This is a genomic window from Cellulomonas sp. GTC20042 (assembly GCF_055389595.1).
The window spans coordinates 1,995,123-2,013,369 of sequence record NZ_AP043678.1 but is presented as its reverse complement, the minus strand read 5'-3'; the positions used below and the strand labels follow the sequence as shown (position 1 = coordinate 2,013,369).

At 74.0% G+C, this 18,247-nt stretch carries 20 protein-coding genes; 4 read left to right on the top strand and 16 right to left on the bottom strand.

Annotated elements, in window-relative coordinates:
- Window positions 1-12: 12 nt before the first annotated feature.
- The 9 genes from ACZ5HG_RS09235 to ACZ5HG_RS09195 all read right to left on the bottom strand — a co-directional run bounded on the left by ACZ5HG_RS09235 (window position 13) and on the right by ACZ5HG_RS09195 (window position 8,680).
- Window positions 13-684: a lysophospholipid acyltransferase family protein gene (locus ACZ5HG_RS09235; protein WP_464181990.1), complete on the bottom strand. Its 672-nt coding sequence runs from the start codon at window positions 682-684 to the stop codon at window positions 13-15.
- Window positions 681-1,397, bottom strand: coding sequence for a (d)CMP kinase (gene cmk, locus ACZ5HG_RS09230; RefSeq protein ID WP_464181989.1), 717 nt, complete (start codon window positions 1,395-1,397; stop codon window positions 681-683). The genes ACZ5HG_RS09235 and cmk overlap by 4 nt, the downstream gene beginning before the upstream one ends.
- Window positions 1,394-2,506: a prephenate dehydrogenase gene (locus tag ACZ5HG_RS09225; RefSeq protein WP_464181988.1), complete on the bottom strand. Its 1,113-nt coding sequence runs from the start codon at window positions 2,504-2,506 to the stop codon at window positions 1,394-1,396. The genes cmk and ACZ5HG_RS09225 overlap by 4 nt, the downstream gene beginning before the upstream one ends.
- On the bottom strand, window positions 2,503-4,146 hold the full coding sequence (locus ACZ5HG_RS09220; RefSeq protein WP_464181987.1) for a pseudouridine synthase: 1,644 nt from the start codon (window positions 4,144-4,146) through the stop codon (window positions 2,503-2,505). The genes ACZ5HG_RS09225 and ACZ5HG_RS09220 overlap by 4 nt, the downstream gene beginning before the upstream one ends.
- The gene (scpB, locus tag ACZ5HG_RS09215; RefSeq protein WP_464181986.1) at window positions 4,143-4,802 is read right to left on the bottom strand and encodes an SMC-Scp complex subunit ScpB; all 660 of its coding nucleotides are present in this window, start codon (window positions 4,800-4,802) and stop codon (window positions 4,143-4,145) included. The genes ACZ5HG_RS09220 and scpB overlap by 4 nt, the downstream gene beginning before the upstream one ends.
- The gene (locus ACZ5HG_RS09210) at window positions 4,799-5,782 is read right to left on the bottom strand and encodes a segregation and condensation protein A (RefSeq protein WP_464181985.1); all 984 of its coding nucleotides are present in this window, start codon (window positions 5,780-5,782) and stop codon (window positions 4,799-4,801) included. The genes scpB and ACZ5HG_RS09210 overlap by 4 nt, the downstream gene beginning before the upstream one ends.
- The gene (locus ACZ5HG_RS09205; protein WP_464182133.1) at window positions 5,766-6,617 is read right to left on the bottom strand and encodes a ParA family protein; all 852 of its coding nucleotides are present in this window, start codon (window positions 6,615-6,617) and stop codon (window positions 5,766-5,768) included. Before ACZ5HG_RS09205 ends, ACZ5HG_RS09210 begins: the two co-directional genes overlap by 17 nt.
- Window positions 6,618-6,698: 81 nt before the next feature.
- Window positions 6,699-7,679, bottom strand: coding sequence for a site-specific tyrosine recombinase XerD (gene xerD / locus ACZ5HG_RS09200; RefSeq protein WP_464182132.1), 981 nt, complete (start codon window positions 7,677-7,679; stop codon window positions 6,699-6,701).
- Between the two features lie 44 nt (window positions 7,680-7,723).
- Window positions 7,724-8,680, bottom strand: coding sequence for a heme o synthase (locus tag ACZ5HG_RS09195; protein ID WP_464181983.1), 957 nt, complete (start codon window positions 8,678-8,680; stop codon window positions 7,724-7,726).
- Between the two features lie 525 nt (window positions 8,681-9,205).
- Here ACZ5HG_RS09195 and tal point away from each other — a divergent pair.
- From tal to pgl, 4 genes are read left to right on the top strand one after another with little or no spacing between them, the layout of a single operon-like run.
- On the top strand, window positions 9,206-10,324 hold the full coding sequence (gene tal / locus ACZ5HG_RS09190) for a transaldolase (protein ID WP_464181982.1): 1,119 nt from the start codon (window positions 9,206-9,208) through the stop codon (window positions 10,322-10,324).
- Window positions 10,321-11,862 carry a glucose-6-phosphate dehydrogenase gene (zwf, locus tag ACZ5HG_RS09185; protein ID WP_464181980.1) on the top strand — a complete coding sequence of 514 codons (1,542 nt, stop codon included), beginning with the start codon at window positions 10,321-10,323 and terminating at the stop codon, window positions 11,860-11,862. The genes tal and zwf overlap by 4 nt, the downstream gene beginning before the upstream one ends.
- On the top strand, window positions 11,859-12,776 hold the full coding sequence (locus ACZ5HG_RS09180; protein WP_464181978.1) for a glucose-6-phosphate dehydrogenase assembly protein OpcA: 918 nt from the start codon (window positions 11,859-11,861) through the stop codon (window positions 12,774-12,776). The genes zwf and ACZ5HG_RS09180 overlap by 4 nt, the downstream gene beginning before the upstream one ends.
- Entirely contained in the window at window positions 12,773-13,549 is a 777-nt protein-coding gene (gene pgl, locus ACZ5HG_RS09175) for a 6-phosphogluconolactonase (RefSeq protein ID WP_464181977.1), read from the top strand. The genes ACZ5HG_RS09180 and pgl overlap by 4 nt, the downstream gene beginning before the upstream one ends.
- 74 nt (window positions 13,550-13,623) lie before the next feature.
- On the opposite strand, the gene ACZ5HG_RS09170 is transcribed toward pgl, so the two are convergent.
- From ACZ5HG_RS09170 to secG, 7 genes are all read right to left on the bottom strand, one after another.
- Complete coding sequence (locus ACZ5HG_RS09170; RefSeq protein WP_464181976.1) at window positions 13,624-14,697, bottom strand: hypothetical protein; 1,074 nt, start codon at window positions 14,695-14,697, stop codon at window positions 13,624-13,626.
- Window positions 14,694-15,206: an ATP-binding cassette domain-containing protein gene (locus ACZ5HG_RS09165; RefSeq protein ID WP_464181974.1), complete on the bottom strand. Its 513-nt coding sequence runs from the start codon at window positions 15,204-15,206 to the stop codon at window positions 14,694-14,696. The genes ACZ5HG_RS09170 and ACZ5HG_RS09165 overlap by 4 nt, the downstream gene beginning before the upstream one ends.
- Window positions 15,207-15,313: 107 nt before the next feature.
- A complete protein-coding gene (locus ACZ5HG_RS09160; protein WP_464181973.1) occupies window positions 15,314-16,312 on the bottom strand; it encodes a peptidoglycan-binding domain-containing protein in 999 nt (332 codons plus the stop codon).
- Window positions 16,313-16,356: 44 nt separating this feature from the next.
- Window positions 16,357-16,974, bottom strand: a complete 618-nt coding sequence (locus ACZ5HG_RS09155) for a hypothetical protein (protein WP_464181972.1) — start codon at window positions 16,972-16,974, stop codon at window positions 16,357-16,359.
- A gap of 61 nt (window positions 16,975-17,035) precedes the next feature.
- Complete coding sequence (locus tag ACZ5HG_RS09150) at window positions 17,036-17,317, bottom strand: hypothetical protein (protein WP_464181970.1); 282 nt, start codon at window positions 17,315-17,317, stop codon at window positions 17,036-17,038.
- 278 nt (window positions 17,318-17,595) lie between these two features.
- On the bottom strand, window positions 17,596-17,952 hold the full coding sequence (locus ACZ5HG_RS09145) for an RNA polymerase-binding protein RbpA (RefSeq protein WP_464181968.1): 357 nt from the start codon (window positions 17,950-17,952) through the stop codon (window positions 17,596-17,598).
- Window positions 17,953-17,965: 13 nt separating this feature from the next.
- Complete coding sequence (secG, locus tag ACZ5HG_RS09140; RefSeq protein WP_464181966.1) at window positions 17,966-18,208, bottom strand: preprotein translocase subunit SecG; 243 nt, start codon at window positions 18,206-18,208, stop codon at window positions 17,966-17,968.
- Window positions 18,209-18,247 lie beyond the last annotated feature (39 nt).

Sequence of the window (18,247 nt, the reverse complement as noted above, 5' to 3'; positions counted from 1 at the left end):
GCGGAGCAGGGCTCAGGGCAGCGGGATCCCGTGCCGGGCGGAGGCGTCGGTCACCAGTGCGGACATCGCCTCGCGGATCTGCTCCGCCGCCTGCGCGGTCGCCTCCCGGCGGGACACGCCCTCCGGACGATCGACCCGCACCGGCTCGCCGAACTCCACCACCGCGCGCCGACGGAATCCCGGCACGTGGCCGACGGACTCACCGGTGCGACGGGTGCCGAGCACGGCCACCGGCACCACCGGGGCGTCCCCGTTCACGGCGAGCCAGGCGACACCCGCGCGGGCACCGGCGACGTCGCCGCGCCCCCGGCTGCCCTCGGGGAACATGCCGATCGCTCCCCCACGCTGGAGCACGGACAGCGCCGACACCAGCGCAGCACGACCGCCGGAGCGGTCCACCGGGATCTGGGCGGCGCCCCGCAGGATCAGCCCCACCGGCCCGGAGAACATCTCCTCCTTGACCAGCACGTGCGTGGGCCGCGGCGCGACGCCGATCAGGATCGGGCCGTCCACGACGCTGGTGTGGTTGGCCGCGAAGATCACCGGGCCGTCGACCGGCACCCGCTCGCGCCCGACCACGCGGGTCGACCAGACGCCGTGCGCGAGGAACCAGCCGACCCAGCGCGCCCACGCCGGGCCGGCCGGGCTGGGCTCGTACGGACCGGGGCGGGACCCCGCGCTCACGCCGTGACGCCGGCGGTGCGCGCGACCACGTCCAGCACGGCCTGCACGGTCTGCTCGAAGTCCAGGTCGGAGGAGTCCACGGTCACCACGCCGTCGGCGGCGACCATGAACTGCACCACCGTCGAGTCGTCGGCGTCGCGGCGCACCACCTGGTCACGGGTGGCGGCCACCGCGGCGGCGTCGTCCGTGCCGTGCACCTCGCGGGCGCGCCGGGCCAGCCGGGCCTCCTCGGAGGCGGTGAGCAGCAGGCGCACGTCGGCGTCCGGGGCGATCACGGTGGTGATGTCGCGTCCCTCGGCGACGATCCCCCGCCCGCCGGAGAACGACGAGCCGACCGCCTGCGCGGCGATCTCGGCGCGCTGCCGCCGGCCCAGCTCCGCCCGGACCTCCAGGTTGGTGGCCACGGCGCTGACCGCCGAGGAGATCGCGGTCTCGCGGATCGCCTCGCCGACGTCGGTGCCGTCCACGGTCACGCTCGGCGCGGCCGGGTCGACGCCCATCACCAGCGGCATCTCGCGGACCAGGGTGGCCACGGCCTCGGTGTCGGTCAGCGGCACGCCGCGGTGCAGCGCCCACCAGGTCGCCGCGCGGTACATCGCCCCGGTGTCCAGGTAGGCCAGGCCGAGCCGCCGGGCGACCTGCCGGGAGACGCTCGACTTGCCGGAGCCCGAGGGCCCGTCGATCGCCACGACCACCGTCCGCGCCGCGCTCATCGGACCAACCTCCATCCGCGGGCCGTCAGCTCCGCCTCCAGGTGCGCCGAGCGGGCGGGGTCGACGGAGACCGACGCCATGCCGACGGGACGTCCCGCCGCGTGCTCGAGCTGTAGCTCTTCCAGGTTCACCCCGGCGTTGCCGACGTCGGTCAGCAGCCGGGCCAGCTCGCCGGGACGGTCCGGCACCAGCGCCGTGACCACCGCGTAGGTGCGCGGGGCGCCGCCGTGCTTGCCGGGCACCAGCCCGACGCCGGTGTTGCCGTCCGCGATCGTCTGCGCGATCCGGGCCAGCGCACCGAGCGCGACGTCCTCCGGGCCGCTGGCCTCCGCCGCGCTGCCCAGGGCGCCGAGGGTGACGTCCAGGTCGTCCCGCAGCGCCAGCAGCACGTCGCGCACGGCGGCGGCGTTGGCCGCCAGGATCGACGTCCACAGCGCAGGGTCGCTGGCGGCGATCCGGGTGACGTCGCGCAGACCCTGCCCGGCCAGGCCGAGCGCGTCCGGCGCCGCCCCGCGCAGCCGCGAGGCGATCAGGCTGGACATCACCTGCGGCACGTGCGAGACCAGCGCCACCGCGGCGTCGTGCTCGTCGGCGTCCAGCGTGGTCGGCACACCGCCCAGATCGGTGGCGAGCGAGCGCACCGCGAGCAGCGCGGCCGGGGTCGACTCCCCCGAGTCCACGATCACCCACGGGCGACCGACGAACAGGTCCGGCACCGCCGCCGCCGGTCCGGAGCGCTCCCGCCCGGCCATCGGGTGCGAGCCGACGTAGCGCGACAGGTCCGCGCCGGCATCGCGCAGCTCGCGCAGCACGTAGCCCTTGACGCTCGCCACGTCGGTGACGACGGCGCCGGGGTGCGCGACCAGCTCGGCGCGCACCACGTCCGCGGTCACGTCAGGCGGCGCGGCCACCACGACCAGCGCGGGCTCCGCGTCGTCCGGGGCGGCCGGACGGCCGGCGCCGACGTCCCTCGCCAGCGCGAGGGCGGTCCGCGACGGGTCGCTCAGGGTGACGTCGACGCCACGCGTGGTCAGCGCGAGGCCGACCGACGCCCCGAGCAGGCCGGTGCCGACCACCCGGACCGGACCGACCGTCGCGGCCACGTTCACATGCCCACCTGCGTCATCAGCGAGCCGAGCTCCGCCTTGCCGAGCACGCGGGTGCGCCCCGGGCGCAGGTCGCCGAGCTTGATCGAGCCCATCTGGGTCCGCACCAGGCGGGTGACCGGGTGCCCGACCTCCTCCATCAGGCGACGCACGATCCGGTTGCGGCCCTCGTGCAGCACGACCTCGACCATGCTGGCGTGCGGCAGCGCGTGGATGATCCGGAAGTCGACCACCTGCACCGGGCCGTCCTCCAGCTCGACGCCCTTCTTCAGGCGCGCGCCCAGCGACCCGGGCACGCGGCCCTCGACGGTCACCAGGTAGGTCTTGGCAACACCGTGCGAGGGGTGCGACAGCCGGTTGGCCAGATCGCCGTCGTTGGTCAGCAGGATCAGGCCCTCGGAGTCCGCGTCGAGCCGACCGACGTGGAACAGCCGCTCCTCACGGTTGCCGATGAACTCGGCCAGCGACGGCCGGCCCTCCGGGTCGTGCATGGTCGAGACCACGCCGAGCGGCTTGTTCAGGGCGATCGTGATGACGGACTCGTCGAGCTGGAGGCGCAGGCCGTCCACGTGGATCGCGGCCTTGCGCGGGTCCACCCGCACGCCGAGCTCGGTCACGATCGACCCGTCCACGGTCACGCGACCGGAGGTGATCAGCTCCTCGCAGGCGCGCCGCGAGCCGAGACCGGCCTGCGCGAGCACCTTCTGCAGCCGCACGCCCTCGGGGTCGTGCACGTCGACCTCGGGCTCGGTGCTGCGCGGACGACGATCCGGGGTCACCCGCGGGCGCGACGGCCACGCGGAGCCCGGACGACCGATGCCCGGGGAGGACGGGCGGCCGGAGCGCGCACCGCCGGAGGCGCCGCCACGGGAGCCGGCACCGCCGCGGGCACCAGCACCGGTGCCTGCACCGCGCGAGGCGCCACCGGCACCGCGCGGACCCGCGGCCGGACCGCGACCGCCGCCGCGCGCGTCGTCACGACCGCCTGCGCCGGCACCGCGGTACCCGCCGCGCTCGTCGCCGCGCGCGCCGCCGAAGCCACCACGCTCGTCGCGCCCGCGAGCGCCGGACGCACCGGAGCCGCCACGCTGGCCGTAGCCGCCGCCGGAGGACGAACCCCCACGGGAGCCGCCGCTGTAGCCACCGTCGCGACCGCCGCCGTAGCCGCCGTCACGACCGCCGCCGTCACGCTGCCCGTAGCCGCCCGACGACGACCCGCCCCGCGAGCCGCCGTAGCCGCCGCCGGAGGACGAGCCCCCGCGGGAGCCGCCGCCGTACCCGCCGGAGGACGAACCCCCGCGCGAACCGCCGTAGCCACCACCGGACGAAGACCCGCCGCGCGAACCACCGTCACGCGAACCGCCGTAGCCGCCGTCACGACCGCCACCGTCACGCTGCCCGTAGCCGCCCGAGGACGAGCCCCCACGGGAACCGCCGTAGCCGCCACCGGAGGACGAACCCCCACGGGACCCGCCGCCGTACCCGCCGGAGGACGACCCCCCGCGCGGGCCACCGTCGCGCGAGCCGCCGTAGCCGCCCGACCCCCCGGATCGTCCGACACCACCGGCACCGCCGCCGCTGCGCCCGTTGGTGGGTCCGCTGCGGCGGGCCGCGCCGCCCTGGCCGCGTCCTGCTGAGGTCATCGCTCTTCTCCTGTCGTACCGGCTGCGCCGTCCAGCCCCTCGAACGCGTCGATGTCGGGCAGGTACGGGGCGAGCGGGGGCAGCTCGTCCAGACTGGACAGCCCCATCCGCTCCATGAAGTATCCCGTGGTGCGGTAGAGGACCGCACCTGTGGTCGGGTCGGTGCCGGTCTCCGCGACCAGCCCTCGGGCGGTCAGCGTCCGCACCACCCCGTCCACGTTCACGCCGCGGACCCCAGAGACCTGTCCGCGCGTGACCGGCTGACGATACGCGATCACGGCCAGGGTCTCCAACGCGGCCTGGGTCAGGCGCGCGGTCTGCCCGTCGATCACGAACCGTCCGGCGACCTCGTGGTAGATCGGCGCCGAGTAGATCCGCCACCCGCCGCCGACCTCGCGCAGCTCGAAGCCGCGGGGGCGTCCGCCGTGCTCGCCGCGGTACTCGGCGGCCAGCGTGGCCAGCAGGTCCGCGACCCGATCGGTGGGCAGGCCGAGCACCGCCGCGAGCCGGACCGCGGGCACCGGCTCGTCGACGACCATGAGCACCGCCTCCAGCGCGGACAGCGCGCCGCCGGGCAGGTCCTCGACGTCGAAGGCGAGCTCGTCGGGCTCCACCGGGGTGGCGTCGTCGATCGGTGCGTCCTGCTGCTCGGTCATCGGACCGCCTCCTCGTCCCGCACGCTCTGCTCGTCGCCATCTCCGGACTCGTCCGCGCCCGGCCCGCCCGCATCCGGCCCGTCCGCGCCCGGCACGCCGCCGACCTCCGCGCCGTCCCCGTCGTCGTAGTCCGTCCGCACCTCGACGTCCCCGTCCTCCGCGCCGGTCCACCGCACGGTCAGCTCGCCGAGCGGCGTCACCTGGTCGAAGCCGACCGCGCCCTCGCGGAACAGCTCCAGCAGCGCGAGGAACCGCGAGACGACCACCAGGGTCGACCCGGCGTCGGCGGTCAGCGCGCGGAACGTGGTCGCTCCCCCGTGCCGCAGCCGGTCGGCGATCACGGCGGCCTGCTCCCGCACGCTGACGGCCGGAGCGTGCAGGTGGCTGATGTCCACGCCGGGCGGCGGGGGCGGCGGTGCGAGCGCCTTGGCGGCGAGCTGCGCCAGCTCCTCCGGCCCGATCTGCCAGACCAGCTCGGGCAGCATCGCGGCGAGGTGCGGCTCGAGCTGCACGGTGCGCGGGTGCCGGGTGGCCTGGTCGGCGAGCCGGCTGCCGATGTCGGCGGCGACCACCTTGTACGCGCGGTACTGGAGCAGCCGGGCGAACAGCAGGTCGCGGGCCTCCAGCAGCTCCAGGTCCTCGGCGTCCTCGACGTCGCCGGCGGGCAGCAGGCGCGCGGCCTTGAGGTCGAGCAGGGTCGCGGCCACCAGCAGGAACTCGCTGGCCTGCCCGAGGTCCCAGGTGCGCCCGCCGTCGGCGGCGGCCCGCTCGGCGGTGCGGATGTAGCCGATGAACTCGTCGGTCACCGCCGCCAGCGAGACCTCGGTGATGTCGAGCTTGTGCTTGGAGATCAGCCCCAGCAGCAGGTCGAACGGCCCGGAGAAGTTCTCCAGGTGCACCTCGAAGGCGCTGGACCCGACGGGCGCCGCGGTGTCGTCCGCGACGGTCCCCGGCGCGGCAGGCTCAGGCGGCGTCGCCACGGGCGACGAGCTCACGGGCGAGCTGCCGGTACGCGTGGGCACCGGCGTGCGTCGGGGCGTAGGTGGTGATCGGCTCGGCGGCGACCGACGCGTCCGGGAACTTCACGGTGCGGCCGATCACGGTCTGGAGCAGGTTGTCGCCGAAGGCCTCGTACACCCGGGCCACGACCTCGCGGGCGTGCAGGGTGCGCGGGTCGTACATGGTCGCCAGGATGCCGTCGACCTCCAGGCGCGGGTTGAGCCGGTCGCGGACCTTCTCGATCGTCTCGACCAGCAGCGCGACGCCGCGCAGCGCGAAGAACTCGCACTCCAGCGGGATCAGCACGCCGTGCGCGGCGGTCAGCGCGTTCACGGTGAGCAGGCCGAGCGAGGGCTGGCAGTCGATCAGCACCACGTCGTACTCGTCCAGCACCGGGCGCAGCACGCGGGACAGGATCGACTCGCGGGCGACCTCGCTGACCAGCTGCACCTCGGCGGCGGACAGGTCGATGTTCGCGGGCAGCACGTCCAGGCCCTCGACCTCGGTGGGCCGGATCAGCTCGTGGATCTGCGCGTTGCGGTCGACCAGCAGGTCGTAGACGGTGCGGTCGAGCTCGTGCGGGTTGACCCCGAGACCGACGGAGGCGGCGCCCTGCGGGTCGAAGTCGACGATCAGCACCCGGCGGCCGTATTCGGCCAGCGCGGCGGCGAGGTTGATCGTGGTGGTCGTCTTGCCGACGCCACCCTTCTGGTTGCACATCGCGATCACGCGGGCGGGACCGTGGGCGGCCAGCGGCGCGGGGACCGGGAAGTCGGGGAGCGCACGCCCCACCGCGTCGAGCGCTGTCTCGGTCATGTCCTCGCGTGCCACCCGCACAACCTACCGGAGCAGGACCGGTGGCAGCCGCGCGCCACCCCGCACGACCGGCGCGCGGGCTCAGCGCGGGCGCAGCGCGCGGGGGTGGCTGGTGGCGTAGACCTCGCGCAGCGTGTCCGGGGTGACCTTGGTGTAGATCTGCGTGGTGGTCACCGAGGCGTGGCCGAGCAGCTCCTGCACCACGCGGACGTCCGCCCCGCCGGCCAGCAGGTGGGTGGCGAAGGAGTGCCGCAGCGTGTGCGGGGACACGTGGTCGGCACCCGGCAGCCCGGCGCGCTCGGCGGCGGTGCGCAGCACGGCCCAGGCGCTCTGCCGGGACAGGCGCGCGCCCCGGGTGTTGAGGAACACCGCGCCCAGCCCGCGACCGGCCGAGGCCAGCGCCGGCCGAGCCCGCACCAGGTACGCCTCCAGCGCGTCCACCGCGTAGGAGCCCACCGGCACGACGCGCTCCTTGCGGCCCTTGCCCATCAGCCGCACGGCGGCACGATCGCGGGTCAGGTCCAGGTCGTCCACGTCCAGGCCGACCGCCTCGGAGATCCGCGCGCCGGTGGAGTACAGCAGCTCCAGCAGCGCCCGGTCGCGCAGCGGCACCACGCCGTCGCCCAGCGAGGACGCCTCCAGCAGCCGCTCGACCTCGTCGGTGGAGATCGCCTTGGGCAGCCGCTGCGACTGCTGCGGCGGGCGCACCGCGCGGGCGGGGTCGTCCAACGCGATCCCTTCCAGCACGCAGAACCGGTGCCAGCCGCGCACCGCCACCACCGCGCGCGCCGTGGAGGACGCGGACAGCGCGCTCCCGCCGTCCGAGCCGGTGCGCAGCGCGGTCACGAAGTCCTCGACGTCGGCCTCCACCACCTCGGCGGGGGTCGCGCGGCCGGTGGTCGCGAGGAAGCCCAGGTAGCGGCCGAGGTCGCGCCGGTAGGCGGCCAGCGTGTTGCCGGACAGCCCGCGCTCGACCGTCAGGTGGGCCAGGTAGCCGTCCAGGGCGTGCCGCAGCGCAGCCGGGACCTCCGGCGCCTCGGGGGCAGCGGGCACCGCGGGCACAGCCGTGGCCCGCTCGACCGTCGCCGCCACGCGGCCCTCCTCCCCTACAGCGGGAGGAACACGTCCACCGCCACCGCGACCGACAGCAGCGACAGGTAGGTGATCGACCCGTGGAAGACCTGCATCGCGTTGAGCTTGCCGCGCGACGGGTCCTGCGCGCGACGGTACAGGGCGATGCACGACCAGAGGAACCAGACCCCGAGGGCGGTGGCGACGACGGCGTACACCCAGGTCATCCCGGCGACCGGCACCAGCAGCAGGCTGCACGCGATCATCGCCAGCGTGTAGGCGATCATCTCGCGGGCGACCTTCGCGTCGGCGGCCACCACCGGCAGCATCGGCACCCCGGCGTTCGCGTAGTCCTTGCGGAACTTCATCGACAGCGGCCAGTAGTGCGGCGGCGTCCAGAAGAAGATCACCCCGAACAGCAGCAGCGCCGCCCAGGACACCCCGCCGGTCACCGAGGACCAGCCGATCAGCACCGGCATGCACCCGGCGGCCCCGCCCCACACGATGTTCTGCGGGGTGCGGCGCTTGAGGATCATGGTGTAGCCGACGACGTAGATCACGATCGCGCCGGCGGTCAGCAGCGCCGAGGGCACGTTCACCAGCAGCGCCAGCCAGGTCAGCGAGCCGATCCCGAGCAGCAGGCCGAACACCAGCGCCGCGCGCGGGGTGATCGCGCCGGTCACCAGCGGGCGGCGGCGCGTGCGGTTCATCACCTGGTCGATGTCACGGTCCAGGTAGCAGTTGAGCACGTTGGCCGATCCGGCCGCGGCGGCACCGCCGACCAGCGTGGCGAGCACCAGCCACACCGAGGGGAAACCGCCCTCGGCCAGGATCATCGTCGGCAGCGTGGTGACCAGCAGCAGCTCGATCACCCGCGGCTTGGTCAGCGCGACGTAGGCGGCGACGCGGGCACGGATCCCGGTGCGGGGCTGTGCCGTGGCGCCCGGGTGCGCGCTCGCTGCGCTCGCACCTGTCGGGGCGGCTGGGCTCATCGTGCGCACGCGATCCGGTCCTCCGTCTCGGCCCGGGTCGGTCCGAGATCGGTCCGCCGGGCGTCGGGCCGCGGTGCGTCGAGCCGTCCGCGGCGTTCCTCGTCATCGTACGGCCTGGTGGCTAGCCGACGTCGGCCGACCGGGCCCAGGACCTCGGTCCCACCCCTGTGATCTTGCCGACCCTCGTCCCACGCGGTCCCGCCGCGCGCATCCCGCACCCCGCACCGACCCCGCATCCCGCCCCCACCCCTCGCCGAGTTGTCACGTCTTGTCGCTTCACGCGGCCTCGAAGCGACAAGAGATGACAACTCGGCGCAGTCGGACCCCGCCGCGCGCATTCCCGCAGACGACGTGACGGGCGAGACAGGGTCTCGGACGGCGCACCTGCTGGTGGCGGGACTAGGCTCGACACACGCGCTCGGGGCTGCTTGGCACCGGGCGTGAGCGGCGCCCGATCCCCCGACCGGGCACCGTCCGTCGACGTCCTGACGTGCACCGTCGGGGCGGGAGTGAGGTGACGACACGATGACAGGCAGCACCACGCCGCTCGACCAGGTGAGCGAGGCCGGGGTCGCCGTATGGCTCGACGACCTGTCCCGCGAGCGGCTGCGCACCGGGAACCTGCAGGATCTCGTGGACCACCGCCGGGTGGTCGGCGTGACCACCAACCCGACCATCTTCGCCGGCGCCCTCGCGAAGGGCGACGCCTACGACGAGCAGCTGACGACCCTGGCGCAGGCCGGCACGGACGTGGACGACGCGGTCTTCGCGATCACCACCGACGACGTGCGCGCCGCCGCGGACGTGCTGCGCCCGGTGTTCGACGCGACCGACGGCGTGGACGGGCGGGTGTCGATCGAGGTCGACCCGCGCCTCGCGCACGACACCGCCGGCACCGTAGCCTCCGCGCGCGCGCTGTGGGCCACGGTCGACCGCCCGAACGTGTTCATCAAGATCCCGGCGACCCTGGAGGGCCTGCCCGCGATCACGCAGGTGCTCGCCGACGGGATCAGCGTCAACGTCACGCTGATCTTCTCCCTCGAGCGCTACCGCGCGGTGCTGGACGCGTTCCAGTCCGGCCTGGAGCAGGCGCGTGCCGCCGGCATCGACCTGGCCCCGATCGCCTCCGTCGCATCCTTCTTCGTGTCCCGCGTGGACGCCGCGATCGACCCGCGCCTGGACGAGATCGGCACCGACGAGGCCGCCGCCCTGCGCGGGAAGGCCGCCATCGCCAACGCCCGGCTCGCCTACGGGGTGTACCAGGAGGTCGTCGCCGCCGAGCGCTGGACCACCCTGGCCGCCGCCGGCGCGAAGCGGCAGCGCCCGCTGTGGGCCTCCACCGGCGTCAAGGACAAGGCCTACCCGGACACCCGCTATGTGGACGAGCTCGTGGTCGCCGGCGTGGTGAACACCATGCCCGAGGGCACCCTCCAGGCCGTCGCCGACCACGGCGACTTCCGGGGCGACACCGTCACCGGCACCGTCGCGGAGTCCCAGGGCGTGATCGACGCGCTGGCCGCGCTCGGCATCGACCTGGACCAGGTGACCGACCAGCTGGAGATCGAGGGCGTCGAGAAGTTCGAGACGTCCTGGACCGACCTGCTCGGCACCGTGCGCGCCGGCCTGGACCGGGTGACCGCGTGAGGCCGGCGAAGGTCAGCGCGGACCACAACCCGCTGCGCGACCCCCGCGACCGCCGCCTGCCGCGGATCGCGGGGCCCTCCGGCCTGGTGATCTTCGGCGTCACCGGCGACCTCGCGCGCAAGAAGCTCATGCCCGCCGTCTACGACCTGACCAACCGTGGTCTGCTGCCCCCCGGCTTCGCGCTGACCGGCTTCGCCCGGCGCGACTGGGAGGACCAGGACTTCGCGCAGATCGTGCACGACTCGGTCAAGGAGCACGCCCGCACGCCGTTCCGCGAGTCGACCTGGCGGCAGCTGTCCGAGGGGATCCGGTTCGTCCAGGGATCCTTCGACGACGACGACGCCTTCGACCGGCTGCGCGAGACCGTCGAGGAGCTCGACGTCAACCGCGGCACCGGCGGCAACCACGCGTTCTACCTGTCGGTGCCGCCGAGCGCGTTCCCGGTGGTCTGCAAGCAGCTCGCCCGCTCGGGCCTCTCGCAGCCGGACACCGACGCCTGGCGTCGCGTGGTGATCGAGAAGCCGTTCGGCCACGACCTGAAGTCCGCGCGCGAGCTGAACGCCGTGGTGTCCGAGGTGTTCCGGCCGGACGACGTGTTCCGGATCGACCACTACCTCGGCAAGGAGACGGTGCAGAACCTGCTGGCGCTGCGCTTCGCCAACCAGATGTTCGAGCCGATCTGGAACGCCAACTACGTCGACCACGTGCAGATCACCATGGCCGAGGACATCGGCATCGGCGGCCGCGCGGGGTACTACGACGGGATCGGCGCCGCCCGCGACGTCATCCAGAACCACCTGCTCCAGCTGCTCGCCCTCACGGCGATGGAGGAGCCGGTCACCTTCGACGCCCACGACCTGACCGCCGAGAAGATCAAGGTGCTCTCGGCCGTGCGCGTGCCGAAGGACATCGGCAAGCACACCGCCCGCGGCCAGTACACCTCCGGGTGGCAGGGCGGCGAACAGGTGCTCGGCTACCTCGAGGAGCCCGGGTTCAACCCGGAGTCCACCACCGAGACCTTCGCGGCGATCCGGGTCGACATCGACACCCGCCGCTGGGCCGGCGTGCCGTTCTACCTGCGCACCGGCAAGCGGCTGGGCCGGCGCGTCACCGAGATCGCGATCGTGTTCAAGAAGGCGCCGCACCTGCCCTTCGAGTCCACCGCCACCGAGGAGCTCGGCAAGAACGCCCTGGTGATCCGGGTGCAGCCCGACGAGGGCGTCACCCTGCGGTTCGGCGCGAAGGTGCCGGGCACCGCCATGGAGGTCCGGGACGTCACGATGGACTTCGGCTACGGCCACGCGTTCACCGAGTCCTCCCCGGAGGCATACGAGCGGCTGATCCTCGACGTGCTGCTCGGCGACCCGCCGCTGTTCCCCCGGCACGAGGAGGTGGAGCTGTCCTGGAAGATCCTGGACCCCATCACCGAGTACTGGGCGTCCAAGGGCAAGCCGGACCAGTACCGGGCCGGCACGTGGGGGCCGGACTCGGCCGACGAGATGATGGCGCGTGACGGACGCGCCTGGAGGCGACCGTGATCATCGACATGCCCGCGACCACCACCCGCGACATCAACAAGCGGCTGGTGCAGGAGCGCGACGAGGGCGGCGCGGTGGCCCTGGGCCGCGTGCTGACGCTCATCATCGACGTCGGCGCGCAGGACCCGGAGGCCGCGATCGAGGCGGCCAACGACGCCAGCCGCGAGCACCCCTGCCGGGTGGTCGTGCTGACCGAGGAGCACGCCGACGCCACCAGCCGCCTGGACGCGCAGATCCGCCTCGGCGGTGACGCCGGCGCCAGCGAGGTGATCGTGCTGCGCCCCTCGGCGGACCAGGTCGCGCACCTGGACACCCTGGTGCTGCCGCTGATGCTGCCGGACGCCCCGATCGTCGCGTGGTGGCCGTACTCGATGCCGGAGAACCCGAGCGAGCACCCGATCGGTCGACTCGCCCGGCGCCGGATCACCGACTCCACCGAGTGCGACGACCCCACCGGCCGGCTGCGCGCCCTGTCGCAGACCTACACCGACGGCGACACCGACCTCGCGTGGACCCGCACGACGCTGTGGCGCGGGCTGATCGCTGCGACGCTGGACCAGCCGCCCTTCGAGCCGGTGCAGCGCGCGGTCGTCTCCGGCGAGAGCACGCACCCCTCGGTGGACCTGATGGCCGCCTGGCTCGCGCACTCCCTGCACTGCCCGGTCGAGATCGAGCGCCAGCCGGACGCCCCGGCGATCACTCAGGTCCGCCTGGAGCGTCGCTCGGGCGCGATCGTCCTGGACCGCCCCGACGGCAAGACCGCCGCCCTGCACCAGCCCGAGCAGCCCGAGCACCGGATCGCCCTGCCGATCCGCCAGCTGCGCGAGTGCCTGGCCGAGGAGCTGCGGCGGCTGGACGCCGACGAGGTGTACGGCGAGGTCCTTCGCAAGGGCATGACGAGAGTGAGCGCATGAGCACCACGACCCCGCACCAGCGCGCCGTGCTGGTCCACCCCGACGCCCGCGTGCTGGCCGAGGCGGTCGCCGCCCGGCTGATCACCCGGATCGTCGACCGGCAGTCCGACCACTCCCCGGTGCACGTCGTGCTCACCGGCGGCACCGTCGGCATCGCCACCCTCGCGGCGGTGGCCGCCAGCCCGGCGCGCGACGCCGTCGACTGGACCGGCGTGCACCTGTGGTGGGGCGACGAGCGCTTCCTCGCGGACGGCGACGAGGACCGCAACGAGACCCAGGCCCGTGACGCGCTGATCAGCGCCCTCGGCGACGCCCTGCCCGCCGAGAACGTGCATGCCGTTCCCGCGCTCAGCGACTCCACCCCGACCCCCGAGGTCGCGGCCGAGGCCTATGCCGCCACCCTCGCGTCCTTCGCCCCTGAGGGCGCGGCCGTGCCGGTGTTCGACGTGCTCATGCTCGGCATGGGCCCCGACGGCCACGTCGCGTCGCTGTTCCCGGGCCACCCCGGCGTCGGCGTGACCGGCGTGTCGACCACGGGCGTGCACGACTCCCCCAAGCCCCCGCCGCTGCGCGTCTCGCTGACCTTCGAGGCGATCCGCGCGGCCCGTGAGGTCTGGGTCGTCGCCGCCGGCCCCGAGAAGGCCGCCGCAGTGGCGAGCGCCCTCGCCGACGCCCCCGTCGAGGTCACCCCCGCAGCCGGCGCCCTCGGCACCAAGGCCACCCTCTGGCTCGTCGACGCAGCCGCCGTCGCGGAGGTCGGCGCCCCCGCCTGACCCGTGCCGACGCGACCCCGCCGCCCTCCTGGGCCGCGGGGTCGCGTCGTTCGTCGCCGGCGACCTGGCCGCGGTCAGCGCGACCGGACGTCGCGGAACAGGCTGGCAGCTCGCGCGGTCGCGCCGACCGCCGCTGTTGCCACGACGAACGCGAAGGGGCCCGCCAGCACCGACCGGCACGCCACCGTCGTCAGCAGCCCTGGCTCCGCCGTACCCGCCGACCGGACCACGACCACGAGCACCGCGAGGCCGACCAGGACGGTCACCAGCGCCGTGGCCGATGCCTCGACCACCAGCTGCGCGACGAGCGCGAGCCGCTGCACCCCGGCTTGCCGGGCAGAGGCCAGCTCCACGCGACGCAGCCGCACCAGGACCCCGCCGAGCACCAGCCCGGCCACAGCTGCCACCCACGGCGCGAATCGTGTGTCCCGCCCGAGATAGGTGTCACGCGGCCGGAACTCGGTGCCCCACGAGGTGTTGAGCACCGACGTCGAGGCAGACGGAGGTTCCGCCGAGGCCAGCAGCACCGAGGTGATCAGGTCCGAGGTGCGCTCGTCCATCGGCCACACCGTCGCCCAGCACTCGTCGAAGGTCTCCGCCGTGCGGGTCGGTGCCAGCGCGGCATAGGCGAGCGACCGTCCACGGCCGTCCTCCGGCCAGGCGTAGACGCCCCTGACCGCGACCACTGATCCGTCCTCGTCGACGATCGTCGTGGCGTCGGCACCGAGCATCCCGTCGGCGACCTCGGTCGAGAGCAGCACACCCGCGGCACCGTCCCGCAGCTCGACGTCGAGCATCGCGACCAACCCCTCGGTGACCTCGACGACCGGGACCCCGGTGCCCGGCGCCGAGGACGGGACCAGCCGCTGCCCGCTGGTGCGCACGGCGCCCGAGCCCACGATGCCCGGCTCGTCCGCCAACGCGTCGCAGGACTCCCCGGCGACAGACCCTGCAGCGCTCAGGACGATCGTGGCGCCACCGCCGGCGAGCATCGCACTCGTGCGGCGATCCAGGTCGAGGATCGCCCGAGCGTCCGCCAACGCGCACAGCAGCACGAGCACGGTCAGCGCGAGCGTGCCCACCGCGGCGCGCGACGTGCCCGTCGAGAGATTGCGCCAGGCCTCGCCGACCACCGAGGACGGCCTCATCGCACGCCACCCAGGTCGATCACAGCGTCGCAGGCGTCGCGCGCCTGCGGGTCGTGCGTCGCGACGAGGACCACCGCACCCGCCTGCGCTGTCTGCGCCAGCGTCGCGGACACCTGGTCGGCGGTGGTCCGGTCGAGCTGCGCGGTGGGTTCGTCCACCAGCAGCAGGCCGGGACCCGTCGCGACGGCGCGCGCCAGCATCAGCCTCTGCGCCTCTCCGCCGGACAGATGCCGGAACGCCCGCCCGGCGACCTGGGAGAGCCCGAAACGGTCGAGCAGCTCGCGGCCCGTGACGTCGGCCTCGCGGCGCCGCGCACCTGCCGCGAGCAGCGGCAGCGTCACATGGTCCAGCGCGCTCCGCCGCGGCACCCCATGCGGATTCTGGAACACCCAGCCGACGTGGCCGACCCCGACGCGCTCCGCGGTTCCCTCCGTCGAGGCGAGCACCCCGGCGGCGATGGCGAGGAGCGTGGACTTCCCGCAGCCGGACGGTCCGGTCACGGCCGTCACGGTCCCACCCAGGCAGACCGCCGCCACCTCGCGGAAGAGCCAGGGTCCGGTGTCGAAGCGGTGCCCGAGCCCGGCGAGCCGAAGCTCACGACCCGATCCTGGGGCCGTCACGGGCAGGTGCCGTCCACGTCCAGGTCGACCCGCTCCGGCACAGCGGCCCCACCGAGGTCGACGAGCGCCACCCCGAGCGAGGACGTCACGACCGTCACGGGAAGCACCGTGCCCTCGGAGGAGAGGCAACCCGTGCCGCCGGAGAGGCCGAACAGCGCCCGAGGCGGCACACGCGCCAGGTCGACCGGCACGGCGAGCGCCCACCCGGTGTCGAAGGAGTCCTCACCCGCTGCGACCACTGCCCGGAAGGCCGCCGAGGCGGCCACCTGCCCCAGCACGGCCTCGTCGGTCACGACCCCCACCTCGTCGGTCGGGGCGAGGACCCCGCCGATGTCCAGCACCCGCGAGCCGGGTAGCACGTCCGGCAGCACCGTGTCCACAGTGAGTCTGACCAGCCGGGAAGGCAGCTCGATCAGCACGTCATCCGCCTCGACCGCAGTACCGACCGACGCGGCACAGGTCGCCACCGTGACCTGCTCGGCCGGGATCCAGAGCACCCGTGCCCGCGGCAGCGGGTCTGCCGCCGTGAGCGCTGCGCCACGATCCGCGAGCAGGGTCCGCACCGCCCGGTGCGTCGCGGCACGGTAGCGACCGTCCACCGCGACCGGGTACCCGAGCCTGACGAGCTCGTCCTGCAGCGCCCGGACGTCCTCGCCCGAGTCGCCCGGGGCGAGGTCGCGCCACAGCGGCACCGAGGTCGCCAGAGCCACCACCGGCACCCCGTCCACCGCGAACGGGGTCTCCCCGGACGACACCGTCGCTCCGGCGACGCAGGTCGAGGCGGTGACCCGCCCGGCCGACGGCGCCACGACGTCCTGGCCTGGCTCCTGCTCCGAGATGACGGTCACCGTGCGCTCGTCGTCGAACACCTGGGTGGTCACCGCCGCCGACGTCGGGACGCTGCCCTGCTCCGCGAACGCGGGTGTCCGCGACGGCAGCACGAGCGCCGCGGCGAGCGCGCCGACCGCGAGGAGCGCGATCCCGGCGAGCAGCATGACACCGACACGTGCGGTCGTGTGGGACCGTGCCGTCTGTCTGCTCACTGACCGACCGCGAAGCCCAGGGAGGTCAGGCACGTGGTCGCCGCCGGGTCGGTGACGTCGTAGGGCGCCCCCTCCCACCCGGCCGCAGCGTCTGCGGCGAAGGCGTCGGCGTCGTAGGAGCCGTCCACCACGCCGGCCTCGCGCAGGCAGGCCACGACCGCGTCGTCCTGTGGCAGACCGGTCGGGTTCGCGACCTGCAGCTTGTAGAGCGCTTCGATGCTCGCGAGTCCGGAGGAGAGGCCGCACGCCGTCGTGTCCTCGAGATAGGTGCTGTCGTCCACCGAGGACTGCGGCTCCCAGCGGTACACACCGTTCGACTGCATGACCGCCTCGATGGTGTGGCCGGCCTCCTCGGTGCAGGCGAGGTAGCGTTCGACGGCCTCGGCGTAGTCACCCGCCGCGATCGATCCCGACGTCACCGCACGGTCGAGGACGTCGCGCTCGAAGTCCGAGGTCGCGTCGTCCCGGTAGAGGACGAACTGCTCGTTCAGGCTCAGCGGCGCCCCGTCGTCGGTCGCCGGGTCGGCCGGCGCGCTGGTCTCGCTGGTGCAGCCCACCAGGGCGAAGGCCAGCACGCCTCCGGCCACCAGCTTCGTCCGGGTGCTTCGTGCCATGGCACGATCCCCTTTCTTGCAGCAGATCGGGTGGAGCGGCGTACCGCTCCACCCGATCGGTTCACTTGATCTTGCTGACCTGTGCCTGGGCCTCGGTGGACCCGATGCCCTTCGCCCACGCGCTCGTCGAGCCCGCGTACCAGCCGGAGTCGCCCTTGGCCGAGCCGATCCGCGCGTACGACCGCGTCGTTCCCGACCTGCAGCTCCCGTAGTTCACGCTCGCGTTCGCCGACACCAGCGACGTGCTGGTCTTCGTCGAGTAGCACGCCGCCTGCGCCGTGCCGGCCCCCAGCACCACCAAGCCCGGCATCAGCAGCGCCGTCGTCGCTGCCAGGGTGATCACTCGCCTGCCCTGCATCGTTCTCTCCCGTCGTCGTTGAACTGAGAGAGCCGCGGAGGTCCCGCAACTCGGCGCTGACGCTAGCCAGAACGCGCGGCGCTCCCGGGCCCCACATGAGTGTTTTCCCTCACCGCAGCAGGGCGACGTCGCGACGTCCAACCACAGAGGGCATGACCGATCCAGGGGCGAAGGTCCCACGCGCGGGAGCTGCGCCGGCATGCACGAAGCCCTCGTCGCCACATCGGCGACGAGGGCTTCTCGCCTCGTGACTCAGCACGCGCTCAGCGCGTGCGGCCACCCCGGCGCGCACGCAGCGCGGCCAGCGCCTCGTCCAGGATCGCCTCGCCGTCCTCGGCGGAGCGGCGCTCCTTCACGTAGGCCAGGTGCGTCTTGTACGGCTCGTTGCGCACGGGCTCCGGCGGGTTCGCCTGGTCCTGCCCGCCCGGGAACCCGCAGCGCGGGCAGTCCCAGGTCACGGGCGCCTCCTCGACGGCCTCGGCCGCGAAGCTCGGGCGGGTCTCGTGGCCGTTCGCGCACCAGTAGGAGACCCAGATGCGGGGAGCCGCGTCGCCGCGCTCCGCCTCGCCCATCGGGCCCGCGCCGACGCGGGACCCGCGGATCGCACTTCCGCTCGCCATGTGGGTGTCTCCCTCAGCTCACGCGCTCGATCAGGCCCAGCAGCACGATCGCGGCCGCCCAGACCAGGCTCACGGCCACGGTGATGCGGTTCAGGTTGCGCTCGGCGACGCCGGAGCTGCCCGCGCTGCTGGTGATGCCGCCGCCGAACATGTCGGACAGGCCACCACCCTTGCCCTTGTGCAGCAGGACGAGCGGGACGAGCAGCAGGCTCGTGGCCACCAGGAGGACCTGGAGGGTGATACGGAGGGCATCCACGACGGTGTCGCAACTCTCGGTCGGAAGGGGCACCGGTCC

Coding starts and splice junctions, on each gene's coding strand:
- ACZ5HG_RS09170 (WP_464181976.1), bottom strand. CDS start 14,697: ATGAGGCCGTCCTCGGTGGTCGGCGAGGCCTGGCGCAATCTCTCGACG.
- ACZ5HG_RS09145 (WP_464181968.1), bottom strand. CDS start 17,952: ATGGCGAGCGGAAGTGCGATCCGCGGGTCCCGCGTCGGCGCGGGCCCG.
- pgl (WP_464181977.1), top strand. CDS start 12,773: ATGAGCACCACGACCCCGCACCAGCGCGCCGTGCTGGTCCACCCCGAC.
- ACZ5HG_RS09160 (WP_464181973.1), bottom strand. CDS start 16,312: ATGCTGCTCGCCGGGATCGCGCTCCTCGCGGTCGGCGCGCTCGCCGCG.
- cmk (WP_464181989.1), bottom strand. CDS start 1,397: ATGAGCGCGGCGCGGACGGTGGTCGTGGCGATCGACGGGCCCTCGGGC.
- scpB (WP_464181986.1), bottom strand. CDS start 4,802: ATGACCGAGCAGCAGGACGCACCGATCGACGACGCCACCCCGGTGGAG.
- ACZ5HG_RS09205 (WP_464182133.1), bottom strand. CDS start 6,617: ATGACCGAGACAGCGCTCGACGCGGTGGGGCGTGCGCTCCCCGACTTC.
- ACZ5HG_RS09155 (WP_464181972.1), bottom strand. CDS start 16,974: ATGGCACGAAGCACCCGGACGAAGCTGGTGGCCGGAGGCGTGCTGGCC.
- ACZ5HG_RS09220 (WP_464181987.1), bottom strand. CDS start 4,146: ATGACCTCAGCAGGACGCGGCCAGGGCGGCGCGGCCCGCCGCAGCGGA.
- ACZ5HG_RS09195 (WP_464181983.1), bottom strand. CDS start 8,680: ATGAGCCCAGCCGCCCCGACAGGTGCGAGCGCAGCGAGCGCGCACCCG.
- tal (WP_464181982.1), top strand. CDS start 9,206: ATGACAGGCAGCACCACGCCGCTCGACCAGGTGAGCGAGGCCGGGGTC.